Genomic DNA, 17,274 nt, shown 5'->3' with positions numbered 1-17,274 from the left:
GATCACCCTTTCGATAGCCGGTCTGGTACCTCGAAAACCTATCGTTGCCGCCCCCCTTACGGAGAATCGAGCACCAACAGTGGCGTACGGGACTCACTGTCGGATCCCTACAGAAACGTGTGGCCGCGGAACCGTCGGCGCGACATGATCGGACCTGACAGGGCGACGACAGCAGGGAGACCTCCGTGCCTCATTCCATCGACGAAGCCTTCACGGCACTACCGCTCAGGTCCTTGGCCGACGCCGCGCTCGCCCGCGCCCGGGCGCTCGGCGCCGAGCATGCCGACTTCCGGTTCGAGCGGGTGCGCAGTGCGGCCTGGCGGCTGCGGGACGGCAAGCCGTCCGGGTCGTCGGACACGACCGATCTGGGGTTCGCGGTGCGCGTGGTGCACGGCGGGACCTGGGGGTTCGCTTCCGGTGTCGACATGACGATGGACGCCGCCGCGAAGGTCGCCTCGCAGGCCGTGGCGATGGCAAAGCTGTCGGCTCAGGTGATCAAGGCGGCGGGTTCGGACGAGCGCGTCGAGCTGGCCGATGAGCCCGTGCACGCCGAGAAGAGCTGGGTCTCCTCGTACGAGATCGACCCCTTCTCCGTACCGGACGACGAGAAGGTGGGGCTGCTCACGGACTGGAGTGCGCGGCTGCTCGCGGCCGACGGGGTCAGCCATGTGGACGCCTCGCTGCTGACGGTGCACGAGAACAAGTTCTATGCCGATACGGCGGGGACCGTCACCACGCAGCAGCGCGTAAGGCTGCATCCGCAGCTCACCGCTGTCGCGGTCGACGAGTCGAGCGGCGAGTTCGACTCGATGCGGACGATCGCGCCGCCGGTCGGGCGCGGCTGGGAGTACCTGACGGGCACCGGCTGGGACTGGGATTCCGAGCTGGCCCGCATCCCGGAACTGCTTGCCGAGAAGATGCGGGCGCCGAGCGTCGAGGCGGGGGTGTACGACCTGATCGTCGACCCGTCCAACCTGTGGCTGACGATCCACGAGTCCATCGGGCACGCCACCGAGCTGGACCGCGCGCTCGGCTACGAGGCTGCGTACGCCGGGACGTCCTTCGCCACCTTCGACCAGCTGGGCAAGCTGAGGTACGGCTCCGAGCTGATGAACGTCACCGGCGACCGGACCGCCGAGCACGGGCTCGCGACGATCGGGTACGACGACGAGGGCGTCGCAGGGCAGTCCTGGGACCTGGTCAAGGACGGGACGCTGGTCGGCTATCAACTCGACCGCAGAATCGCGAAGTTGACCGGCTTCGAGCGGTCCAACGGCTGCGCGTACGCCGACTCCCCCGGCCATGTGCCGGTGCAGCGCATGGCCAACGTGTCGCTTCAGCCGGATCCCGGCGGTCTCTCCACCGAGGACCTGATCAGCGGCGTCGACCGCGGGATCTATGTCGTCGGCGACCGCTCCTGGTCCATCGACATGCAGCGGTACAACTTCCAGTTCACGGGGCAGCGCTTCTTCAAGATCGAGAACGGGCGGATCGCGGGCCAGCTGCGAGATGTCGCGTACCAGGCGACGACCACTGACTTCTGGGGCTCGATGGCCGCGGTCGGCGGCCCGCAGACGTACGTCCTGGGCGGTGCCTTCAACTGCGGCAAGGCCCAGCCGGGCCAGGTCGCGGCGGTCTCGCACGGCTGCCCGTCGGCCCTCTTCAAGGGCGTCAACATCCTCAACACCACCCAGGAGGCCGGTCGATGAGCGCGCGTACGAACAAGCCGCACGAGGTCGTCGAGCGCGCCCTCGAGCTGTCCCGGGCCGACGGCTGCGTCGTGATCGCGGACGAGTACTCGACGGCCAATCTGCGCTGGGCGGGCAACGCGCTGACCACGAACGGGGTCACACGCGGGCGCACGCTGACCGTCATCGCGACCGTCGACGGCAAGGAGGGCACGTCCTCCGGGGTCGTCTCACGCTCGGCCGTGACGGCGGACGAGCTGGAGCCGCTGGTCCGGGCCGCCGAGGTGGCGGCGCGGGGCGCGGGCCCGGCCGAGGACGCGCAGCCGCTGGTCACCGGGGTCGCGGAGTCCCCCGAGTTCACGGACGCCCCCGCCGAGACCTCGTCGGGCGTCTTCGCGGACTTCGCCCCGGCGCTCGGCGAATCGTTCGCCCGCGCGCGTGAGGGCGGACGCGAGCTGTACGGCTTCGCCAACCACGAGTTCGTCTCCAGCTACCTCGGTACGTCGACGGGGCTGCGTCTGCGGCACGACCAGCCCAACGGCACGCTGGAGTTGAACGCCAAGTCGCCGGACCGTACGCGCTCCGCGTGGGCGGGGCGGTCGACGCGCGACTTCAAGGACGTGGACCCGGCGGCGCTCGACGCGGAGCTGGCCACGCGCCTGAGGTGGGCGGAGCGGCGCGTCGAGTTGCCGGCCGGGCGGTACGAGACGCTGCTGCCGCCGACCGCTGTCGCGGATCTGTTGATCTACCAGTTGTGGTCGTCGTCGGCCCGGGACGCGGCAGAAGGCCGGACGGTGTTCAGCAAGCCCGGCGGCGGTACGCGCATCGGCGAGAAGCTCGCCGAGCTGCCCCTGACGCTGCGCAGCGACCCGAACGAGCCGGGTCTGGAGTGTGCGCCCTTCGAGCTCGCGCACTCCTCCGGGGGCGACTCCTCGGTGTTCGACAACGGGCTGCCCCTCCAGGCCACCGAGTGGATCCGGGCGGGCGAGCTGGCGCGTCTGATCAGCTCCCGGCACAGCGCGGGCCTGACCGGACTGCCAGTGGCTCCCGGCATCGGCAATCTGATCCTCGACGGCGGCCAGGACCGCTCTCTGGAGGAGATGGTCGCGAACACGGAGCGCGGGCTGCTGCTGACCTGCCTCTGGTACATCCGCGAGGTCGACCCGGCCACGCTGCTGCTGACCGGCCTGACCCGGGACGGCGTCTACCTGGTCGAGAACGGCGAGGTCACGGGCGAGGTGAACAACTTCAGGTTCAACGAGTCCCCGGTGGATCTGCTGGGGCGGGCGGCCGAGGCGGGGCGCACGGAGAAGACGCTGCCGAGGGAGTGGAGCGACTGGTTCACCCGGGCCGCGATGCCGCCCCTGCGCATCCCGGACTTCAACATGAGTTCGGTCAGTCAGGGCGTGTGACAGGGCCTGCGGCTCAGGGCACATAACGGCGTGGGCTCTGTCAGTCGGGGCGTATAACCTCGTAGCTGGCTGTCATTCGACCGCCCGAAGATCATCCAAGGAGATACGAGAACCGTGACGGACATCGTCGACGAGCTGAAGTGGCGCGGGCTGATCGCCCTGTCCACTGACGAGGACGCTTTGCGCAAGGCGCTCGCGGACGGTCCCGTCACATTCTATTGCGGCTTCGACCCGACGGCGGCCAGTCTGCACGTCGGCCACCTGGTGCAGGTCCTCACCATGCGCCGCCTCCAGCTGGCGGGCCTGCGCCCGCTGGCCCTGGTGGGCGGCGCGACCGGCCAGATCGGCGACCCGCGCCCGACGGCGGAGCGCACGCTGAACGATCCGGAGACGGTCGCGAACTGGGTCAACCGGCTGCGCGGGCAGATCGAGCCGTTCCTGTCCTTCGAGGGTGAGAACGCCGCGGTGATGGTGAACAACCTGGACTGGACGGCCGGGATGTCGGCCATCGAGTTCCTGCGGGACATCGGCAAGCACTTCCGCGTCAACAAGATGCTGACGAAGGACTCGGTCGCCCGGCGCCTGGAGTCCGAGGAGGGCATCAGCTACACGGAGTTCAGCTACCAGCTGCTCCAGGGCATGGACTTCCTGGAGCTCTACCGCAGGTACGGCTGCACCCTCCAGCAGGGCGGCAGCGACCAGTGGGGCAACCTCACGGCGGGCCTGGACCTGATCCACAAGCTGGAGACGCACGCCGACGTCCACGCGCTGGCGACGCCGCTGATGACCAAGGCGGACGGCACGAAGTTCGGCAAGACCGAGGGCGGTGCCATCTGGCTGGACCCCGAGATGACGACGCCGTACGCGTTCTACCAGTTCTGGCTGAACGCGGACGACCGGGACATCTCGGCGTACATGCGGATCCTGTCCTTCAAGTCCCGCGAGGAGCTGGAGGAGCTGGAGAAGGTCACCGAGGAGCGTCCGCAGGCCCGTACCGCCCAGCGGGCGCTGGCCGAGGAGCTGACGACGCTGGTGCACGGCGCCGAGCAGACGGCCTCCGTGATCGCCGCGTCGCGCGCCCTCTTCGGTCAGGGTGAGCTGGGTGAGCTGGACGAGGCGACGCTGAGTGCGGCGCTCTCCGAGGTGCCGCACATTCAGGTCGCTGAGCCGGCCCTGGTGGTGGATCTCTTCGCCGAGGTCGGCCTGGTGGCCAGCAAGTCGGCCGCCCGGCGGACGGTCAAGGAGGGCGGGGCGTACGTGAACAACGTCAAGGTCGCCGGCGAGGACGCCGTCCCCGCCAAGGAGGACCTGCTGCACGGGCGGTGGCTGGTCCTGCGGCGCGGCAAGAAGAACCTCGCGGCGGTGGAGGTCACGGGCGGCTGAGCCCGGCGCACAGGTGAAGGGGGTGGCCGACCGGCCACCCCCTTCGCCGTACGGTCCTTCGTCGCACCGTCACGCTCGCTCCCTGCGCTCCTTGCCACCCCGTACGGCCGTGTACAGCATGTCGCCGAAGAGGACGAGGACGACCGCGGCGGCGAGCTGGAGGCCGTGGCGGCCCCAGTCGATACCGCGGGTCTCGTCGATGCCGATGCCGCGGGCGATCGAGTTGCCCACGATGGCGCCGATCATCCCGAAGATGGTCGTCAGCCAGAGCGGGCTGTGCTGCTTGCCCGGAATGATCGCCTTGGCCAGCAGGCCCAGCACAAACCCGACGATGATCGCCCACAACCAGCCCATGGCTGCCTCCTGTACGGCTCTACGTGAGCATTTCGCCCAGCTTCGGCCTGGCCGTCGTACGCCGCATGCCGGGCGCGGCCATACGCGGTACGGCGCAGTGGTGCCCGCCCGGACGGGACGGGCCCCGGTCTCGAACGTGGCGCACGTGCGGCGTAACGTGGAGGTCGTACGGGCCGGTGCGCGTCCGATGCAGACGGGTGGTGGAACGTGATGCGGAAGCACAGCGAAACCGAGGTCTTCCGGATCACCGGGGCCAGGCAGGGGCTCGCCGACGACATACGCGGCAGGCAGCGCCGCTACGTCATCTCGATGTCCGTCCGTACGCTCGCCGTGATCCTCGCGGCCACCCTCTGGAACGTCGAACGGCACGTCGCCATCGTCGCGTTGGTGCTCGGCCTCGTCCTCCCCTACATCGCCGTGGTGATCGCCAACGCGGGCCGCGAGAACGCGCCGTCGCTGCCGTCGACGTTCGTCACCATGCCCGCCCGGCCGATGCTCACGGAGCCCCGCCCGGACGACGCCGCGGAATCCGTCCCGGAAGACCTCGCGGCCGACTCCCCGGCCGACGCCCAGGGCGAGCCGCACGAGCGGACCTGACCACCGCCGATCCATGCCAGCCGGACGTCACCACTGCACCAAGCTCAAGAAAAGCTCAGATCAATCATGCTGTTCCAGTGCCGGGCAACGGGTTACCCGTGACATACTTCGTACGCGCTCCGCATCCCCCGTCGGAGCGAAAGACCGACGCCGGGCAGCTCCCCCCGTGGCTGCTCGGCGTCGCCTTTTGTCACGGAGTTTCTCCCGGCTCTTCCGCTGGTTCCCCCCTCGGCACCGCCGTCGCGCTGTAGCCGCGCCGGTCGATTTCGCGGCCCACGTTCTCTGTGGTGCCGTTCCTTGCGCGTGGCCGGCCGTGCTCGGGATCTTCTAGATGCCGTAAGGGGCGGTGATGCCGTCAAGGGTTAGGGTCGGGGGCGTGATCCTGAACGTCCCCGGCTCCGAACCCGCATCGCCCATCTGCTCCGCGAAGGGCTGCCGGGCCGACGCGGTGTGGGTACTCGCCTGGAACAACCCGAAGCTGCACACCCCTGACCGCCGCAAGACGTGGCTGGCGTGCGAGGAGCACCGTGAGTACCTGTCCAAGTTCCTTGGCGTACGGGGCTTCTTGAAGGACGTCGTGCTCCTGGAGGACTTGGACTCCCAGGAACCCCTGGAACGCCAGGAGCCGCCGCAGTCCCCCGAGGCTTAGCGAGGCTCAGCCCCGAAGTCCCCGGAGTCGGAGGGCTCTCAGCCTCCGATCGCCGACATGGGTCGCTCCGGCTGCACGAACGACGGGTCGTCCAGGCCCGCGCCCGCCTTCTTGCCCCACATCGCCAGCTTCCATACGCGGGCGATCTCCTCGTCCGGCGCGTCCGAGCGCAGGGCGGCCCGCAGGTCGGTCTCCTCCTGGGCGAAGAGGCAGGTGCGGACCTGGCCGTCGGCCGTGAGCCTCGTACGGTCGCAGGCCGAGCAGAACGGGCGGGTGACGGAGGCGATCACGCCGACGACGTGCGGGCCTCCGTCGACGAGCCAGCGCTCGGCCGGGGCCGAGCCCCGCTTCTGGGAGCCCTCCTCGGTGAGCTCGAAGCGGGTGCGCAGTGAGGCAAGGATGTCACCGGCAGTGACCATGCCCTCGCGCTTCCAGCCGTGCTGGGCGTCCAGGGGCATCTGCTCTATGAAGCGCAGTTCGTAGTCGTGCTCCACGGCCCAGGCCAGCAGGTCCGGGGCCTCGTCGTCGTTCAGTCGGGGCATCAGGACGGTGTTGACCTTGACCGGGTTCAGGCCCGCCTCGCGGGCGGCTTCGAGGCCCTCGATGACGTCCTTGTGACGGTCGCGGCGGGTGAGGGTCTTGAAGACGTCGGGGCGCAGCGTGTCCAGGGAGACGTTCACCCGGTCCAGGCCCGCCGCCTTCAGGGCCGGGGCCGTGCGCTTGAGGCCGATGCCGTTGGTGGTCAGGGACATCTGGGGGCGCGGCTCGAGCGCGGCCACGCGCTCCACGATGCCGACGAGGCCCGGGCGCAGCAGAGGCTCACCGCCGGTGAAGCGGACCTCGGTGATGCCCAGCCGGCGCCCGGCTATGTCGATGAGGCGGACGATCTCGTCATCCGTGAGCAGGTCGGGTTTGGCGAGCCACTGCAGGCCCTCTTCGGGCATGCAGTACGTGCACCGCAGATTGCAGCGGTCCGTCAGCGACACACGCAGATCAGTGGCCACACGGCCATAGGTGTCGATGAGCACGTGGGGCCCCCTCCACTCGAGCGAACAAGCACTCAGAACCAGCACTCAGAACAAGCACTCATGTGAATCAGTTACCAGCGAGCCTACGTGACAGGACCGACAACGACGGCAAGGGATCGGCAAGCGGATCACACGAGACATGGCGCGGCCGCGCCGTAGAACGTCCAGGGGACTACGGCGCGGCCGCGGCAGGCAGGGAGCCTCAGTGGGCCCCGGTGCCGGTGAGCGAGCGCACCTCCAGCTCGGCGTACTTGCCGGTGTCCGGCTCCTCCTTGGACAGGACGGTGCCGAGCCAGCCCATCAGGAAGCCGAACGGGATGGAGATGATGCCCGGGTTCTTCAGCGGGAACCAGGAGAAGTCGACGTCGGGGAACATCGCCGTGGGGTCGCCGGAGACGACGGGTGAGAACAGCACCAGGCCGACGGCCACGGTCAGACCGCCGTAGATCGACCACAGGGCGCCCTGGGTGGTGAACCGCTTCCAGAACAGGCTGTAGAGGATCGTCGGCAGGTTGGCGGAGGCGGCGACCGCGAAGGCGAGGGCGACGAGGCCTGCGACGTTCAGGTCGCGGGCGAGGGACCCCAGGAGGATGGAGACGGCGCCGATGCCGATGGTCGCCAGACGGGCCGCCCTGACCTCCTCCTTCTCGGTGGCCTTGCCCTTCTTGATGACGTTCGCGTAGATGTCGTGGGCGAACGAGGAGGACGAGGCGAGGGTGAGGCCGGCGACCACGGCGAGGATCGTCGCGAAGGCCACCGCGGAGATCGTGGCCAGCAGGATCGCGCCCCAGGCCGAGTCGACGCCGCCCAGGTGCAGGGCGAGCAGGGGCGCCGCTGTGTTGCCGGACTTGTTGGACGCGATGATCTCTTCCTGCGAGATGAGTGCGGCGGCGCCGAAGCCGAGCGCGATGGTCATCAGGTAGAAGCCGCCGATGATGCCGATCGCCCAGTTCACGGACTTCCGGGCGGCCTTGGCGTTGGGCACCGTGTAGAAGCGGATCAGGATGTGCGGCAGTCCGGCGGTGCCGAGCACCAGGGCGATGCCGAGCGAGATGAAGTCCAGCTTGGTGGTGCCGGTCGCGCCGTACTGGAGGCCGGGCTCCAGGAAGGCCGAGCCCTTGCCGCTGTTCTCGGCGGCCGTGCCGAGCAGGTCGGAAATGTTGAAGTTGAACTTCAGCAGCACCAGGAAGGTGATCAGGATGGTGCCGCTGATGAGCAGCACGGCCTTGACCATCTGGACCCAGGTGGTGCCCTTCATGCCGCCGATGGAGACGTACACGATCATGAGGACGCCGACGAGGGCGACGATGAGGATCTTGCCGGCGTCGGAGGTGATGCCGAGCAGCAGCGAGACGAGGACGCCCGCGCCGGCCATCTGCGCCAGCAGGTAGAAGATCGACACGACGATCGTGGAGGTGCCTGCCGCGGTACGCACCGGGCGCTGGCGCATGCGGTACGCGAGGACGTCGCCCATCGTGTACCGGCCGGAGTTCCGCAGCGGCTCGGCGACCAGGAGCAGGGCCACCAGCCAGGCGACCAGGAAGCCGATGGAGTACAGGAAGCCGTCGTATCCGAAGAGGGCGATCGCACCCGCGATGCCCAGGAAGGAAGCGGCGGACATGTAGTCGCCGGATACGGCGAGTCCGTTCTGGAAGGCGCTGAACTGCCGTCCGCCCGCGTAGAAGTCGGCGGCGTCCTTGGTCTGCCGGCCCGCCCATACGGTGATGAAGAGGGTGGCGATGACGAAGGCGGCGAACAGGGAGATGATCAGCGGCCGGTGCTCGCTGGCCTCGTTCGCCGCGAGCTGCACTTCGCTCGCGGCGAACTGGACCTGAGTGATCGCGGGGCTCATTCGCCGCCCTCCATCCGGGACTTGATCGCGTGGGCCTTGGGGTCGAGCTTGCTGGAGGAGTGCCGCTCGTACCACCAGGCGATGAGGAACGTGGTGAGGAACTGGGCGAGACCGAAGACGAGGGCGACGTTGATGTTGCCGAACAGCTTGGTGCCCATGAAGCCGCCCGCGTAGTTCGACAGCAGGACGTACAGCAGGTACCAGCTGATGAAGCCGACGGTCAGCGGGAAGGCGAAGGAGCGGTGGGAGCGGCGTAGTTCACCGAACTCAGCGCTCTCCTGCACCTCGACGAACTCCTCGGTGGTGGGGAGGTGAGGCTGGGATTTCGAGGGGGGCGGTGCGTCGGTAGCCACGGAGTCTCCTCGCGTTGCGGTTGCGGCGTCCGAATCGGATGCGGGCGGATGGGGATGAAGGGCTGAACTGGCAATGGACATGGTTCTTTTGGGACCTCACGGAACGTGTGGATCACGTGGGCCGAGTGGCGATGCTAGGGCCTCCCGGGTGTGATCCAACAGGGGCTCGCTGTTGCTCTCGCCCCTGCCCAAGGTCACGGGGCGATGCGAAGACCGGTTCAACGCCCGGCCGTTCTTTCGGATGTCATTTTCTGTAAGTCGTTGCTGGCCAGGGATCACGGGAGATAGCTTCGCCCCTGCACCACTCAAGTCATGTACCTGCCCGAGCACCACCTGTGTTCGGGCCGGTTCCTTTTCCGGATGATGTGGAGACCCCATGGCTCATCTGCGCTCCAGACGCCGTCTTGCGCTCGCCGTGCCCGTCGTGCTGTCCCTCACCGCCTCGCTCGGCTTCCTGCCGGGCGTCGCCTCGGCCGCCCCGGTCGACACCCCCGCTGTGGCCGCGGAGGAGGGTCCGAACCTCGCGTACGTGGTCAACACCAAGAAGGCGGACCACGGCACGATCGAGTCGGTGAAGAAGGCGATAGCCAAGGCAGATGGCACGGTTGTCGCGACGTACAAGAAGATCGGCGTCATCGTCGTCCACTCGGCCAACCCGGAGTTCGGCAAGCAGATTCGTGCCGTACGCGGGGTGCAGTCCGCGGGTGCGACGCGCACCACGCCGCTGACGCCGGCGGGGACGACGGACGAGGGCGCGGCGCAGTACCTGTCGGCCGCCGAGGCCGCCGAGGTCGAGGCCAGGAGCACGGCCGCCGAGGAGCCCCTCGAGGCCGATCAGTGGGATCTGCGCGCGATGGGCGCCGACAAGGCCGCGAAGATCAACCCGGGCAGCAAGAAGGTCACCGTCGCCGTGATCGACACCGGCGTCGACGACACCCACCCGGACCTCGCCCCGAACTTCTCCGCGTCCCAGTCGGCCAACTGCGCCGGCGGCGTGGCGGACACCAGCGAGGGCGCCTGGCGCCCGTACACCCCGGAGGACTACCACGGCACGCACGTGGCCGGTGAGATCGCCGCAGCCCGCAACGACATCGGCGTGGCCGGTGTCGCGCCCGGCGTGAAGGTCTCCAGCATCAACGTGACCGACCGGGAGAACGGCCTGTTCTACCCGGAGAGCGTCGTCTGCGCCTTCGTGTTCGCCGCCGACCACGGCGTCGAGATCACCAACAACAGCTACTACGTGGACCCGTGGCTGTACAACTGCATGGACGACCCGGACCAGCGGGCCATCGTCGACGCGGTGAACCGGGCCCAGCAGTACGCCACGAAGAAGGGCACCCTCCACCTCGCCTCCGCGGGCAACTCCAACCACGACCTCGACTCGGACGCGATCGTCGACGACTCCAGCCCCGACGACTCGACCCCGGTCACCCGCACCATCGACCCGCACGAGTGCTTCGACGTGCCGACCCAACTGCCGGGCATCGTCACGGTCAGCGCGACCGGCGTCAAAAACACCAAGTCGTACTACTCCACGTACGGCAAGGGCGTCATCGACATCGCGGCGCCGGGCGGAGACAAGTATCAGATCCCGGACACCCCGTCGAAGAACGGCCGGATCCTGTCCACGATGCCGAGCAACGCGTACGGCTACCTGCAGGGCACGTCGATGGCGGCGCCGCACGCCTCCGGGGTCGCCGCGCTGCTCAAGTCCAAGTACCCGTGGGCGACTCCGGGCCAGCTCCAGGCGCTGCTGAAGGCGCAGGCGGACAGCCAGAGCTGCCCGACCGACTACGACGGTGACGGCGACGGTGTCGTGGACGCCACCTGCGAGGGCGGCAAGCGTGTGAACGGCTTCTACGGCTTCGGTATCGTCAACGCGCTGCGGGCGGTCAAGTAAGCGGTGAGGCAGGCCGACTTGTACGCCACGAACGAATCTGGAGACTCCATGACAGCGCCTCATACGCGCTCTCGTCGCGTCCTGGCCGTCCCGGTCGGGATGGCCATGGCGACGGCACTCGTCTTACTGCCGAACGCCGGCGCCGCGGCGGCGCCCGCGGCCTCGGCGGCCGGGGACGAGGCACCGCTGCTCTCCGCCCTCTCGGCGGATGCGACCTCGCTCAGCTACGTCGTCAACGTCCGCCCCGGTCACGGCACTTCCTCTTACGTGAAGAGGGCCATCACCAAGGCCGGCGGCACCGTGGTGACGTCGTACGACAAGATCGGCGTGATCGTCGTCCACTCGTCGAACGCCGACTTCGCGAAGACCATCCGCAAGGTGCGCGGGGTGGAGTCGGCGGGCTCGACGCGTACGGCGCCACTGCCCGCGCAGTCCACGACCGATCTCGGCACCCCCAAGGTGCTCACCTCGGAGCAGGCCGCAGGCGTCGAAGCGGCGGCCGGGCAGGACCCGTTGGAGCCGCTGCAGTGGGACCTGCCCGCCATCAAGGCGGACAAGGCGCACGAGAAGTCGCTGGGCAGCCGGGACGTCACGGTCGCCGTGATCGACACGGGCGTGGATGACACGCACCCCGACATCGCGCCCAACTTCGACCGCGAGGCGTCGGTCAACTGCGTGTCGGGCAAGCCGGACACGGCCGACGGGGCGTGGCGGCCGAGCGCCTCCGAGAGCCCGCACGGCACGCATGTCGCGGGTGAGATCGCCGCCGCCAAGAACGGCGTGGGCGTCACGGGCGTCGCCCCGGGCGTGAAGGTCTCCGGCATCAAGGTGTCCAACCCGGACGGCTTCTTCTACACGGAGGCCGTCGTCTGCGGCTTCATGTGGGCGGCCGAGCACGGCGTCGATGTGACCAACAACAGCTATTACACCGACCCGTGGTACTTCAACTGCAAGAACGACCCGGACCAGAAGGCCCTCGTGGAAGCCGTCTCCCGGGCCTCGCGGTACGCGGAGAAGAAGGGCGCGGTCAACGTCGCGGCGGCGGGCAACGAGAACTACGACCTCGCGGCGGACGAGATCACCGACCCGGTGTCGCCGAACGACTCCACCCCGTCGGAGCGCGTGATCGACCCGTCCACGTGCTTTGACATCCCGACCCAGCTGCCGGGCATCGTCACGGTCGCGTCGACGGGCGCGAAGGGCATCAAGTCGTCCTTCTCCAACCACGGCATGGACGTCATCGACATCGCCGCACCCGGCGGCGACTCGACGGCATACCAGACCCCGCCCCCGCCCGCCACCAGCGGCCTCATCCTGGGCCCGGTCCCCGGCGGCAAGTGGGGCTACATGGCCGGTACGTCGATGGCCTCCCCGCACGCCGCGGGCGTGGCCGCGCTCATCAAGTCGACGCACCCGTACGCCCCGCCGGCCCTGGTGAAGGCCCTGCTGTACGCGGAGGCCGACGCCGTACCGTGCACCGACCCGTACGACATCGACGGCGACGGCAAGATCGACGCGGTCTGCGAGGGCGGCAAGAACCGCAACGGGTTCTATGGCGCGGGGATGGTGGACGCGCTGGACGCGGTGACGAAGTAGCGGACAAGCAGTGCCTCCCTGCGGGGAGTTGAGCCGGGCGACCCAGGGGTCGCCCGGCTCTTGTACGCGGTGATCGGGTGCGAGAGCCGCCGCAGACGGCGGGTGGCGGTGAGTCGCGGAGGCGGTCAGAGGCGTATGCAGGGGTGGAAAGTCGTTCCCTCAGTTGTTCTCCAGGGCTTGCCCGGATCTGAATGACTGGTGAAGATCCTGAGGTGAGTTCGATAAGACCGAGTGCCGACGCGGGTGGCGAGGTGGGCGCCGCCCGGGTGAGCCGGGCCGGGGGGCGACGGGCCGTTGCCGTTCTCGTCCTGGTGGGCCTGGCCGCGTTGATCCCGCTGGCCGGGCCGCCCGTCGTCCTGCGGGGCACGGGGGAGGCCGCCCTGCCCGCTGACGGGGGGATCGCCCTGCTGCGTACGGTGCTGTTCGCGGCGGTGTGCGTGTCGGCGGGGGAACTGTTCGCCACCCGGCTGGCCCGCCGAGTGCCGGGGGCGCCCCTGGACGACAAACCCCGGAGCTGGGCTCCCTTCGCGGCGGGCGCCGGCTTCGTCGCCGCGCTCGGGCTCGCCTCGGTCGTGGCCAACGGCAACCTGGTGCCGCGCCGGTTCTCCGACCTGGACATCGGCGGCCTGTACGAGACCCGGGACGGCATGCTCGCGCTGCTGGAGGTCAACGCGTTCGTCGTGGCGGGCCTGTGCGCCCTGTCGCGCCGTCCGGCGACCCAGGTGTGGGCGCTCGCCGCGGTGGCCGTCGCGGAGGCACTGCGGGCCCATCCCACCACGGAGTACAGCCCGCTGCTCGGCTCGGGCCTGACGCTCGTACACGTGACGTGCGCGGCCCTGTGGACGGGCGGCCTGCTGCACGTCCTGCGCCTGCAGTGGCGCTGGCGCGACCCGGAGGCGGGCGCCGCGCTTCTCGGGCTCTACGCGCGTGTGGCGGCCGTTCTGTTCGCCGCGATCACCTTGACGGGCGTGGGCAGCACCCTGCGCCGGATGCCGGCCGAGACCGTCCTGGAGCAGCTGACAGCTACGGCGTACGGGCGTGCCCTGCTGGCCAAGTTACTCCTCGTGGTCGCCGTCGCCGTCCTCGCCCTGTGCGCGCGCCGACGGCTGCGCAGGGCTGCCGACCCGCTCACCGCCTACGCCCCCGCCCGTGCGGAAGTCGTCGCCCTGGGGGCGGTGGTCGCGGTGTCCGCGGTGCTCACGGCGCTGCCGGTGCCGATTCGCTGGTGAACGCCTGATCCGCGTCAGTTGGTGACCAGGGCCTTGGGAGCGTTGCGCCCGGCTACGTCCAGCACCCCACGCGCCAGCAGGAGTTGCGCGGCGACATAGGTGGCCATGATCCAGAACTCGGGGCGCGGGAGCTGTGGCCACTCGGCGACTCCGGTCGCGATGAGCGTGTCCGAGAGCATGAAGAGGGCGCCTCCGAGGGCGGCAGTGAGGCCGAGGCGGGTTGCTCGGTACGCCATGGCCGTGAGCAGCACGCTGTAGCCGGCGACAGGGACCCGCAGTTCGGGAGGCAGGTCCGGCCACAGAAGGGCGACGGTCGTGACGAGAGCGACGCCGTATCCGGCCGCCGGCCAGGCGGCACGCACGCGTGGAGCCCCATTTTCCGCGTCGTGCCCCAGGAAGGCGTGCCTCTTGAAGAGCACGAGGTAGCAGACATGCCCGGCCGCGAAGGAACTCATTCCGGCGAGGAACGCGGCGTCGACGTCGAACAGCAGGAGCACGTCGCCTCCCCAGCCGAACAGGAGGGCGGCGGCGAGGAGTCGGGGCCCGCCGCGTAGTCCCACATGTGCGGCGAGCAGCGGCATCAGCAGCGGCTTGGCGAGCGCGTGCCCGAGGCCGGTACCGAACACCAGGCAGACGAGATCGACGACGGTGACGAGACCGAGGGCGACGAGCGCCACGCGCGCGTGGCGCTCGCGGCGGCCTGGGCTCACGCGACCGTCCCGGTGACCGTCCCTGTGGCCGTCTCCGAGACCGGATCACCTGCTTCCTCGACACCGGCAGGCGTCGGCGGCTGCCAGCCGGGCCCCCGGAACACCCGCCCCGCCCGCTCACGCCAACTGCCCGCAGCCCGCAGGTCCCTGGCGATGGCGGCGTACTCGTGCGTGGCGACGCGCAGGGGGTTGTACGTGTCGATGTTCTTCGTCAGCCCGTACACCGGCCGCTCGGTCTCCGGGACGAAGGAGCCGAAGAGCCGGTCCCAGATGATCAGTATCCCTCCGAAGTTCCGGTCCAGGTAGCCCCCTTGGGAGGCGTGGTGGACCCGATGGTGGGACGGCGTGTTGAAGACGAACTCGAAGGCACGGTGCAGCTTTCCGATGCGCTCGGTGTGGATCCAGAACTGGTACACGAGGTTCGCGGACGAGCAGAACGCGAGCGCGGCCGGATGCACACCGAGGGCGACGAGAGGAACGTAGAACGGCCAGACGGTCCAGGTTGTCCACGGCTGCCTGAGTGCGGTGGTGAGGTTGAACTTCTGGCTGGAGTGGTGCACCACGTGGCAGGCCCACAGGATGCGGATGACGTGATGCCCGCGATGCGACCAGTAGTAGAAGAAGTCCTGCGCGAGCAGCATCAGCGGCACGGTCCACCACAGGACGGGCACGCGCAGGGGCGTCAGCTCGTAGACGGCCGTGTAGATGGCGACGATCGGAATCTTCCACAGCAGGTCGAAGCCCAGGCTGCCCAGCCCCATGGAGACGCTCGTCACGGCGTCCTTCGCCTCGTACCCCGCGGCATCCCCTTCGGCGGCCGGATGTATCCGGACACTCACCATTTCGACAACGGTGAGCAGCACAAAGGCGGGTATCGACCACAGCACGACATCGGGCAGGTTCGGCATGTGTGAACCGTAGAGCGGCCGTTGAGCTGCGGCCAGACGTTGTTACCCACAAGTATTACCTAGGGTACGCGCTTGCTTCTTGGCCAACTCCACCAAGAGACGCAGATGGCCGGGCAGCTGACGGACGCTCGGGGGCGCGGGCAAGGGAGTCCGGCGAACGGACTGTCAGTCGTGCCCTTTATCCTCGGTGACCATGCTCGAAGACCGTACGTCCGCAGCGTCCGCAGCCTCGTGGCCGGCCGCGTATCCGCAGGGATACGCGGTGGTCGACGTGGAGACCACCGGCCTGGCCCGCGACGACCGCATAGTGTCGGCCGCGGTCTACCGGCTGGACGCGCGCGGTGAGGTCGAGGACCACTGGTACACGACGGTCAATCCGGAGCGGGATCCCGGGCCGGTGTGGATCCACGGCCTGACGAGCGATGCACTCGAAGGCGCGCCTCTTTTCCGGGACATCGCCGAGGAGTTCGCTGCCCGGCTCGACGGCCGTGTGCTCGTCGCACACAACGCCGTCTTCGACTGGTCGATGATCGCCCGGGAGTACGCCCGCGCGGAGCGCGAGGCGCCGGTCCGTCAGCGGCTGTGCACCATCGCGCTCTCCAAGGAGCTGGGCCTGCCGCTGGCCAACCACAAGCTGGCTTCGCTCGCCGCGCACTTCGGCGTCGTACAGCAGCGCGCGCACCACGCGCTGGACGACGCGCGCGTGCTCGCCGAGGCGTTCCGGCCGAGCCTGCACGCCGCCGCGCGCGACGGCGTACGACTGCCGCTGCTGGAGTGCCGGCCGCTCACGGAGTGGGCGGACGGGTCCGCGCCGCGCATCGGCCGGCAGTCCGGCGGCGGGGGCTACGGCGGATACGGGCCGGGGAGTTGGCGCCCCTCCCGCAAGCGGCCCGCGTGCCCTTACCCCAACCCGGGCCGGTACGAGCCGGGCAGACCGCTCAAGCAGGGCATGCGGATCGCGTTCTCCGGGGACACCTCGGTCGACCGCGAGCTCCTGGAGGACCGGGCCGTCGACGCCGGACTGCATGTCGCGACGAGCCTGTCCAGGCTCACCAGCCTCCTCGTCACGAACGACCCGGACTCCGGTACGTCCAAGGCGGTCAAGGCCCGCCAGTTCGGCACACCGGTCGTCGACGAGGCGGCCTTCGGACAGCTGCTTCTGGATGTGGAGCCGGCCGAGGGTGCGTGACGGGGCCCGCCCCGGCCCGCGGCGCGAGATCCTGGCGTACGGACGCAGGAGGGGCAGGGCGTACGACGAGAGATCCGGACGTACGGCGCGGGAGCCGGGCGTACGGGTGATTGGCGGGCGACTCGCCACGCAGCCGCTCGCCCATGCCGTCGCGGCGGCCCACCCTGTGGCGCATGGCACGTTGCGAGGTCTGCGGAAACGACTACGGGATGTCCTTCGAGGTGCACGCGCAGGGCGCGGTACATGTCTTCGACTGTTTCGCCTGCGCCATCCACCGAATGGCACCCATCTGCGAGCACTGTCGCGTCCAGATCATCGGCCAGGGAGTCGAGGTCGGAGGCCAGTGGTTCTGCGGGGCGCACTGCGCCCGCTCGGAAGGAAAGGCGGGGATCATCGACAAAGTGTGAGGCACCCCCTGCGCACGTT

General features: G+C 69.3%; 16 protein-coding genes. 10 read left to right on the top strand and 6 right to left on the bottom strand.

The genetic code is table 11. The features are described 5' to 3' along the window. Positions 1-185: 185 nt before the first annotated feature. From ACGFNK_RS13800 to tyrS, 3 genes are all read left to right on the top strand, one after another. Positions 186-1,709, top strand: a complete 1,524-nt coding sequence (locus ACGFNK_RS13800) for a TldD/PmbA family protein (RefSeq protein ID WP_393415505.1) — start codon at positions 186-188, stop codon at positions 1,707-1,709. Next, positions 1,706-3,100 (top strand): metallopeptidase TldD-related protein, encoded by a 1,395-nt coding sequence (locus tag ACGFNK_RS13795; protein WP_393415503.1) that lies wholly within the window; start codon positions 1,706-1,708, stop codon positions 3,098-3,100. The genes ACGFNK_RS13800 and ACGFNK_RS13795 overlap by 4 nt, the downstream gene beginning before the upstream one ends. Before the next feature lie 114 nt (positions 3,101-3,214). Next, a complete protein-coding gene (tyrS, locus tag ACGFNK_RS13790; RefSeq protein ID WP_386345415.1) occupies positions 3,215-4,483 on the top strand; it encodes a tyrosine--tRNA ligase in 1,269 nt (422 codons plus the stop codon). 69 nt (positions 4,484-4,552) lie between these two features. Here the strand turns inward: tyrS and ACGFNK_RS13785 are convergent, their stop codons facing one another. Further along, positions 4,553-4,837 carry a GlsB/YeaQ/YmgE family stress response membrane protein gene (locus ACGFNK_RS13785; RefSeq protein ID WP_386345417.1) on the bottom strand — a complete coding sequence of 95 codons (285 nt, stop codon included), beginning with the start codon at positions 4,835-4,837 and terminating at the stop codon, positions 4,553-4,555. A gap of 210 nt (positions 4,838-5,047) precedes the next feature. Here ACGFNK_RS13785 and ACGFNK_RS13780 point away from each other — a divergent pair, with 210 nt between their 5' ends. After that, a complete protein-coding gene (locus ACGFNK_RS13780; RefSeq protein ID WP_393415501.1) occupies positions 5,048-5,434 on the top strand; it encodes a DUF3099 domain-containing protein in 387 nt (128 codons plus the stop codon). Between the two features lie 349 nt (positions 5,435-5,783). Continuing rightward, positions 5,784-6,083: a hypothetical protein gene (locus ACGFNK_RS13775; protein WP_393415499.1), complete on the top strand. Its 300-nt coding sequence runs from the start codon at positions 5,784-5,786 to the stop codon at positions 6,081-6,083. A gap of 38 nt (positions 6,084-6,121) precedes the next feature. On the opposite strand, the gene moaA is transcribed toward ACGFNK_RS13775, so the two are convergent. The 3 genes from moaA to ACGFNK_RS13760 all read right to left on the bottom strand — a co-directional run bounded on the left by moaA (position 6,122) and on the right by ACGFNK_RS13760 (position 9,316). Then, entirely contained in the window at positions 6,122-7,111 is a 990-nt protein-coding gene (gene moaA / locus ACGFNK_RS13770) for a GTP 3',8-cyclase MoaA (protein WP_393415497.1), read from the bottom strand. A gap of 202 nt (positions 7,112-7,313) precedes the next feature. Beyond that, complete coding sequence (locus ACGFNK_RS13765; protein WP_393415495.1) at positions 7,314-8,963, bottom strand: cation acetate symporter; 1,650 nt, start codon at positions 8,961-8,963, stop codon at positions 7,314-7,316. Continuing rightward, the gene (locus ACGFNK_RS13760) at positions 8,960-9,316 is read right to left on the bottom strand and encodes a DUF485 domain-containing protein (RefSeq protein WP_344392925.1); all 357 of its coding nucleotides are present in this window, start codon (positions 9,314-9,316) and stop codon (positions 8,960-8,962) included. The genes ACGFNK_RS13765 and ACGFNK_RS13760 overlap by 4 nt, the downstream gene beginning before the upstream one ends. A gap of 376 nt (positions 9,317-9,692) precedes the next feature. Here ACGFNK_RS13760 and ACGFNK_RS13755 point away from each other — a divergent pair, with 376 nt between their 5' ends. The 3 genes from ACGFNK_RS13755 to ACGFNK_RS13745 all read left to right on the top strand — a co-directional run bounded on the left by ACGFNK_RS13755 (position 9,693) and on the right by ACGFNK_RS13745 (position 14,041). Next, on the top strand, positions 9,693-11,216 hold the full coding sequence (locus ACGFNK_RS13755) for a S8 family serine peptidase (RefSeq protein WP_393415493.1): 1,524 nt from the start codon (positions 9,693-9,695) through the stop codon (positions 11,214-11,216). A gap of 48 nt (positions 11,217-11,264) precedes the next feature. Then, positions 11,265-12,812, top strand: coding sequence for a S8 family serine peptidase (locus tag ACGFNK_RS13750; protein ID WP_393415491.1), 1,548 nt, complete (start codon positions 11,265-11,267; stop codon positions 12,810-12,812). 212 nt (positions 12,813-13,024) lie between these two features. After that, positions 13,025-14,041 (top strand): CopD family protein, encoded by a 1,017-nt coding sequence (locus tag ACGFNK_RS13745; RefSeq protein WP_393415489.1) that lies wholly within the window; start codon positions 13,025-13,027, stop codon positions 14,039-14,041. A gap of 14 nt (positions 14,042-14,055) precedes the next feature. Here the strand turns inward: ACGFNK_RS13745 and ACGFNK_RS13740 are convergent, their stop codons facing one another. Further along, positions 14,056-14,751, bottom strand: a complete 696-nt coding sequence (locus tag ACGFNK_RS13740) for a lysoplasmalogenase (RefSeq protein ID WP_393415487.1) — start codon at positions 14,749-14,751, stop codon at positions 14,056-14,058. Further along, positions 14,748-15,659 (bottom strand): sterol desaturase family protein, encoded by a 912-nt coding sequence (locus ACGFNK_RS13735; RefSeq protein WP_393415485.1) that lies wholly within the window; start codon positions 15,657-15,659, stop codon positions 14,748-14,750. The genes ACGFNK_RS13740 and ACGFNK_RS13735 overlap by 4 nt, the downstream gene beginning before the upstream one ends. A gap of 193 nt (positions 15,660-15,852) precedes the next feature. Between ACGFNK_RS13735 and ACGFNK_RS13730 the strand changes: the two genes are divergently transcribed. Both ACGFNK_RS13730 and ACGFNK_RS13725 read left to right on the top strand, forming a co-directional pair. After that, positions 15,853-16,848, top strand: coding sequence for a DEDDh family exonuclease (locus tag ACGFNK_RS13730; protein WP_393415483.1), 996 nt, complete (start codon positions 15,853-15,855; stop codon positions 16,846-16,848). Positions 16,849-17,021: 173 nt separating this feature from the next. Then, positions 17,022-17,255, top strand: a complete 234-nt coding sequence (locus ACGFNK_RS13725; protein ID WP_344392932.1) for a hypothetical protein — start codon at positions 17,022-17,024, stop codon at positions 17,253-17,255. The last annotated feature ends 19 nt before the right edge of the window (positions 17,256-17,274 follow it).

The sequence above is a fragment of the Streptomyces sp. NPDC048825 genome, from assembly GCF_043198355.1.
Classification (GTDB): Bacteria; Actinomycetota; Actinomycetes; order Streptomycetales; family Streptomycetaceae; genus Streptomyces; species Streptomyces xiangluensis.
The sequence above is the reverse complement of the archived record's forward strand: the minus strand, read 5'-3'. Positions and strand labels throughout refer to the sequence as shown.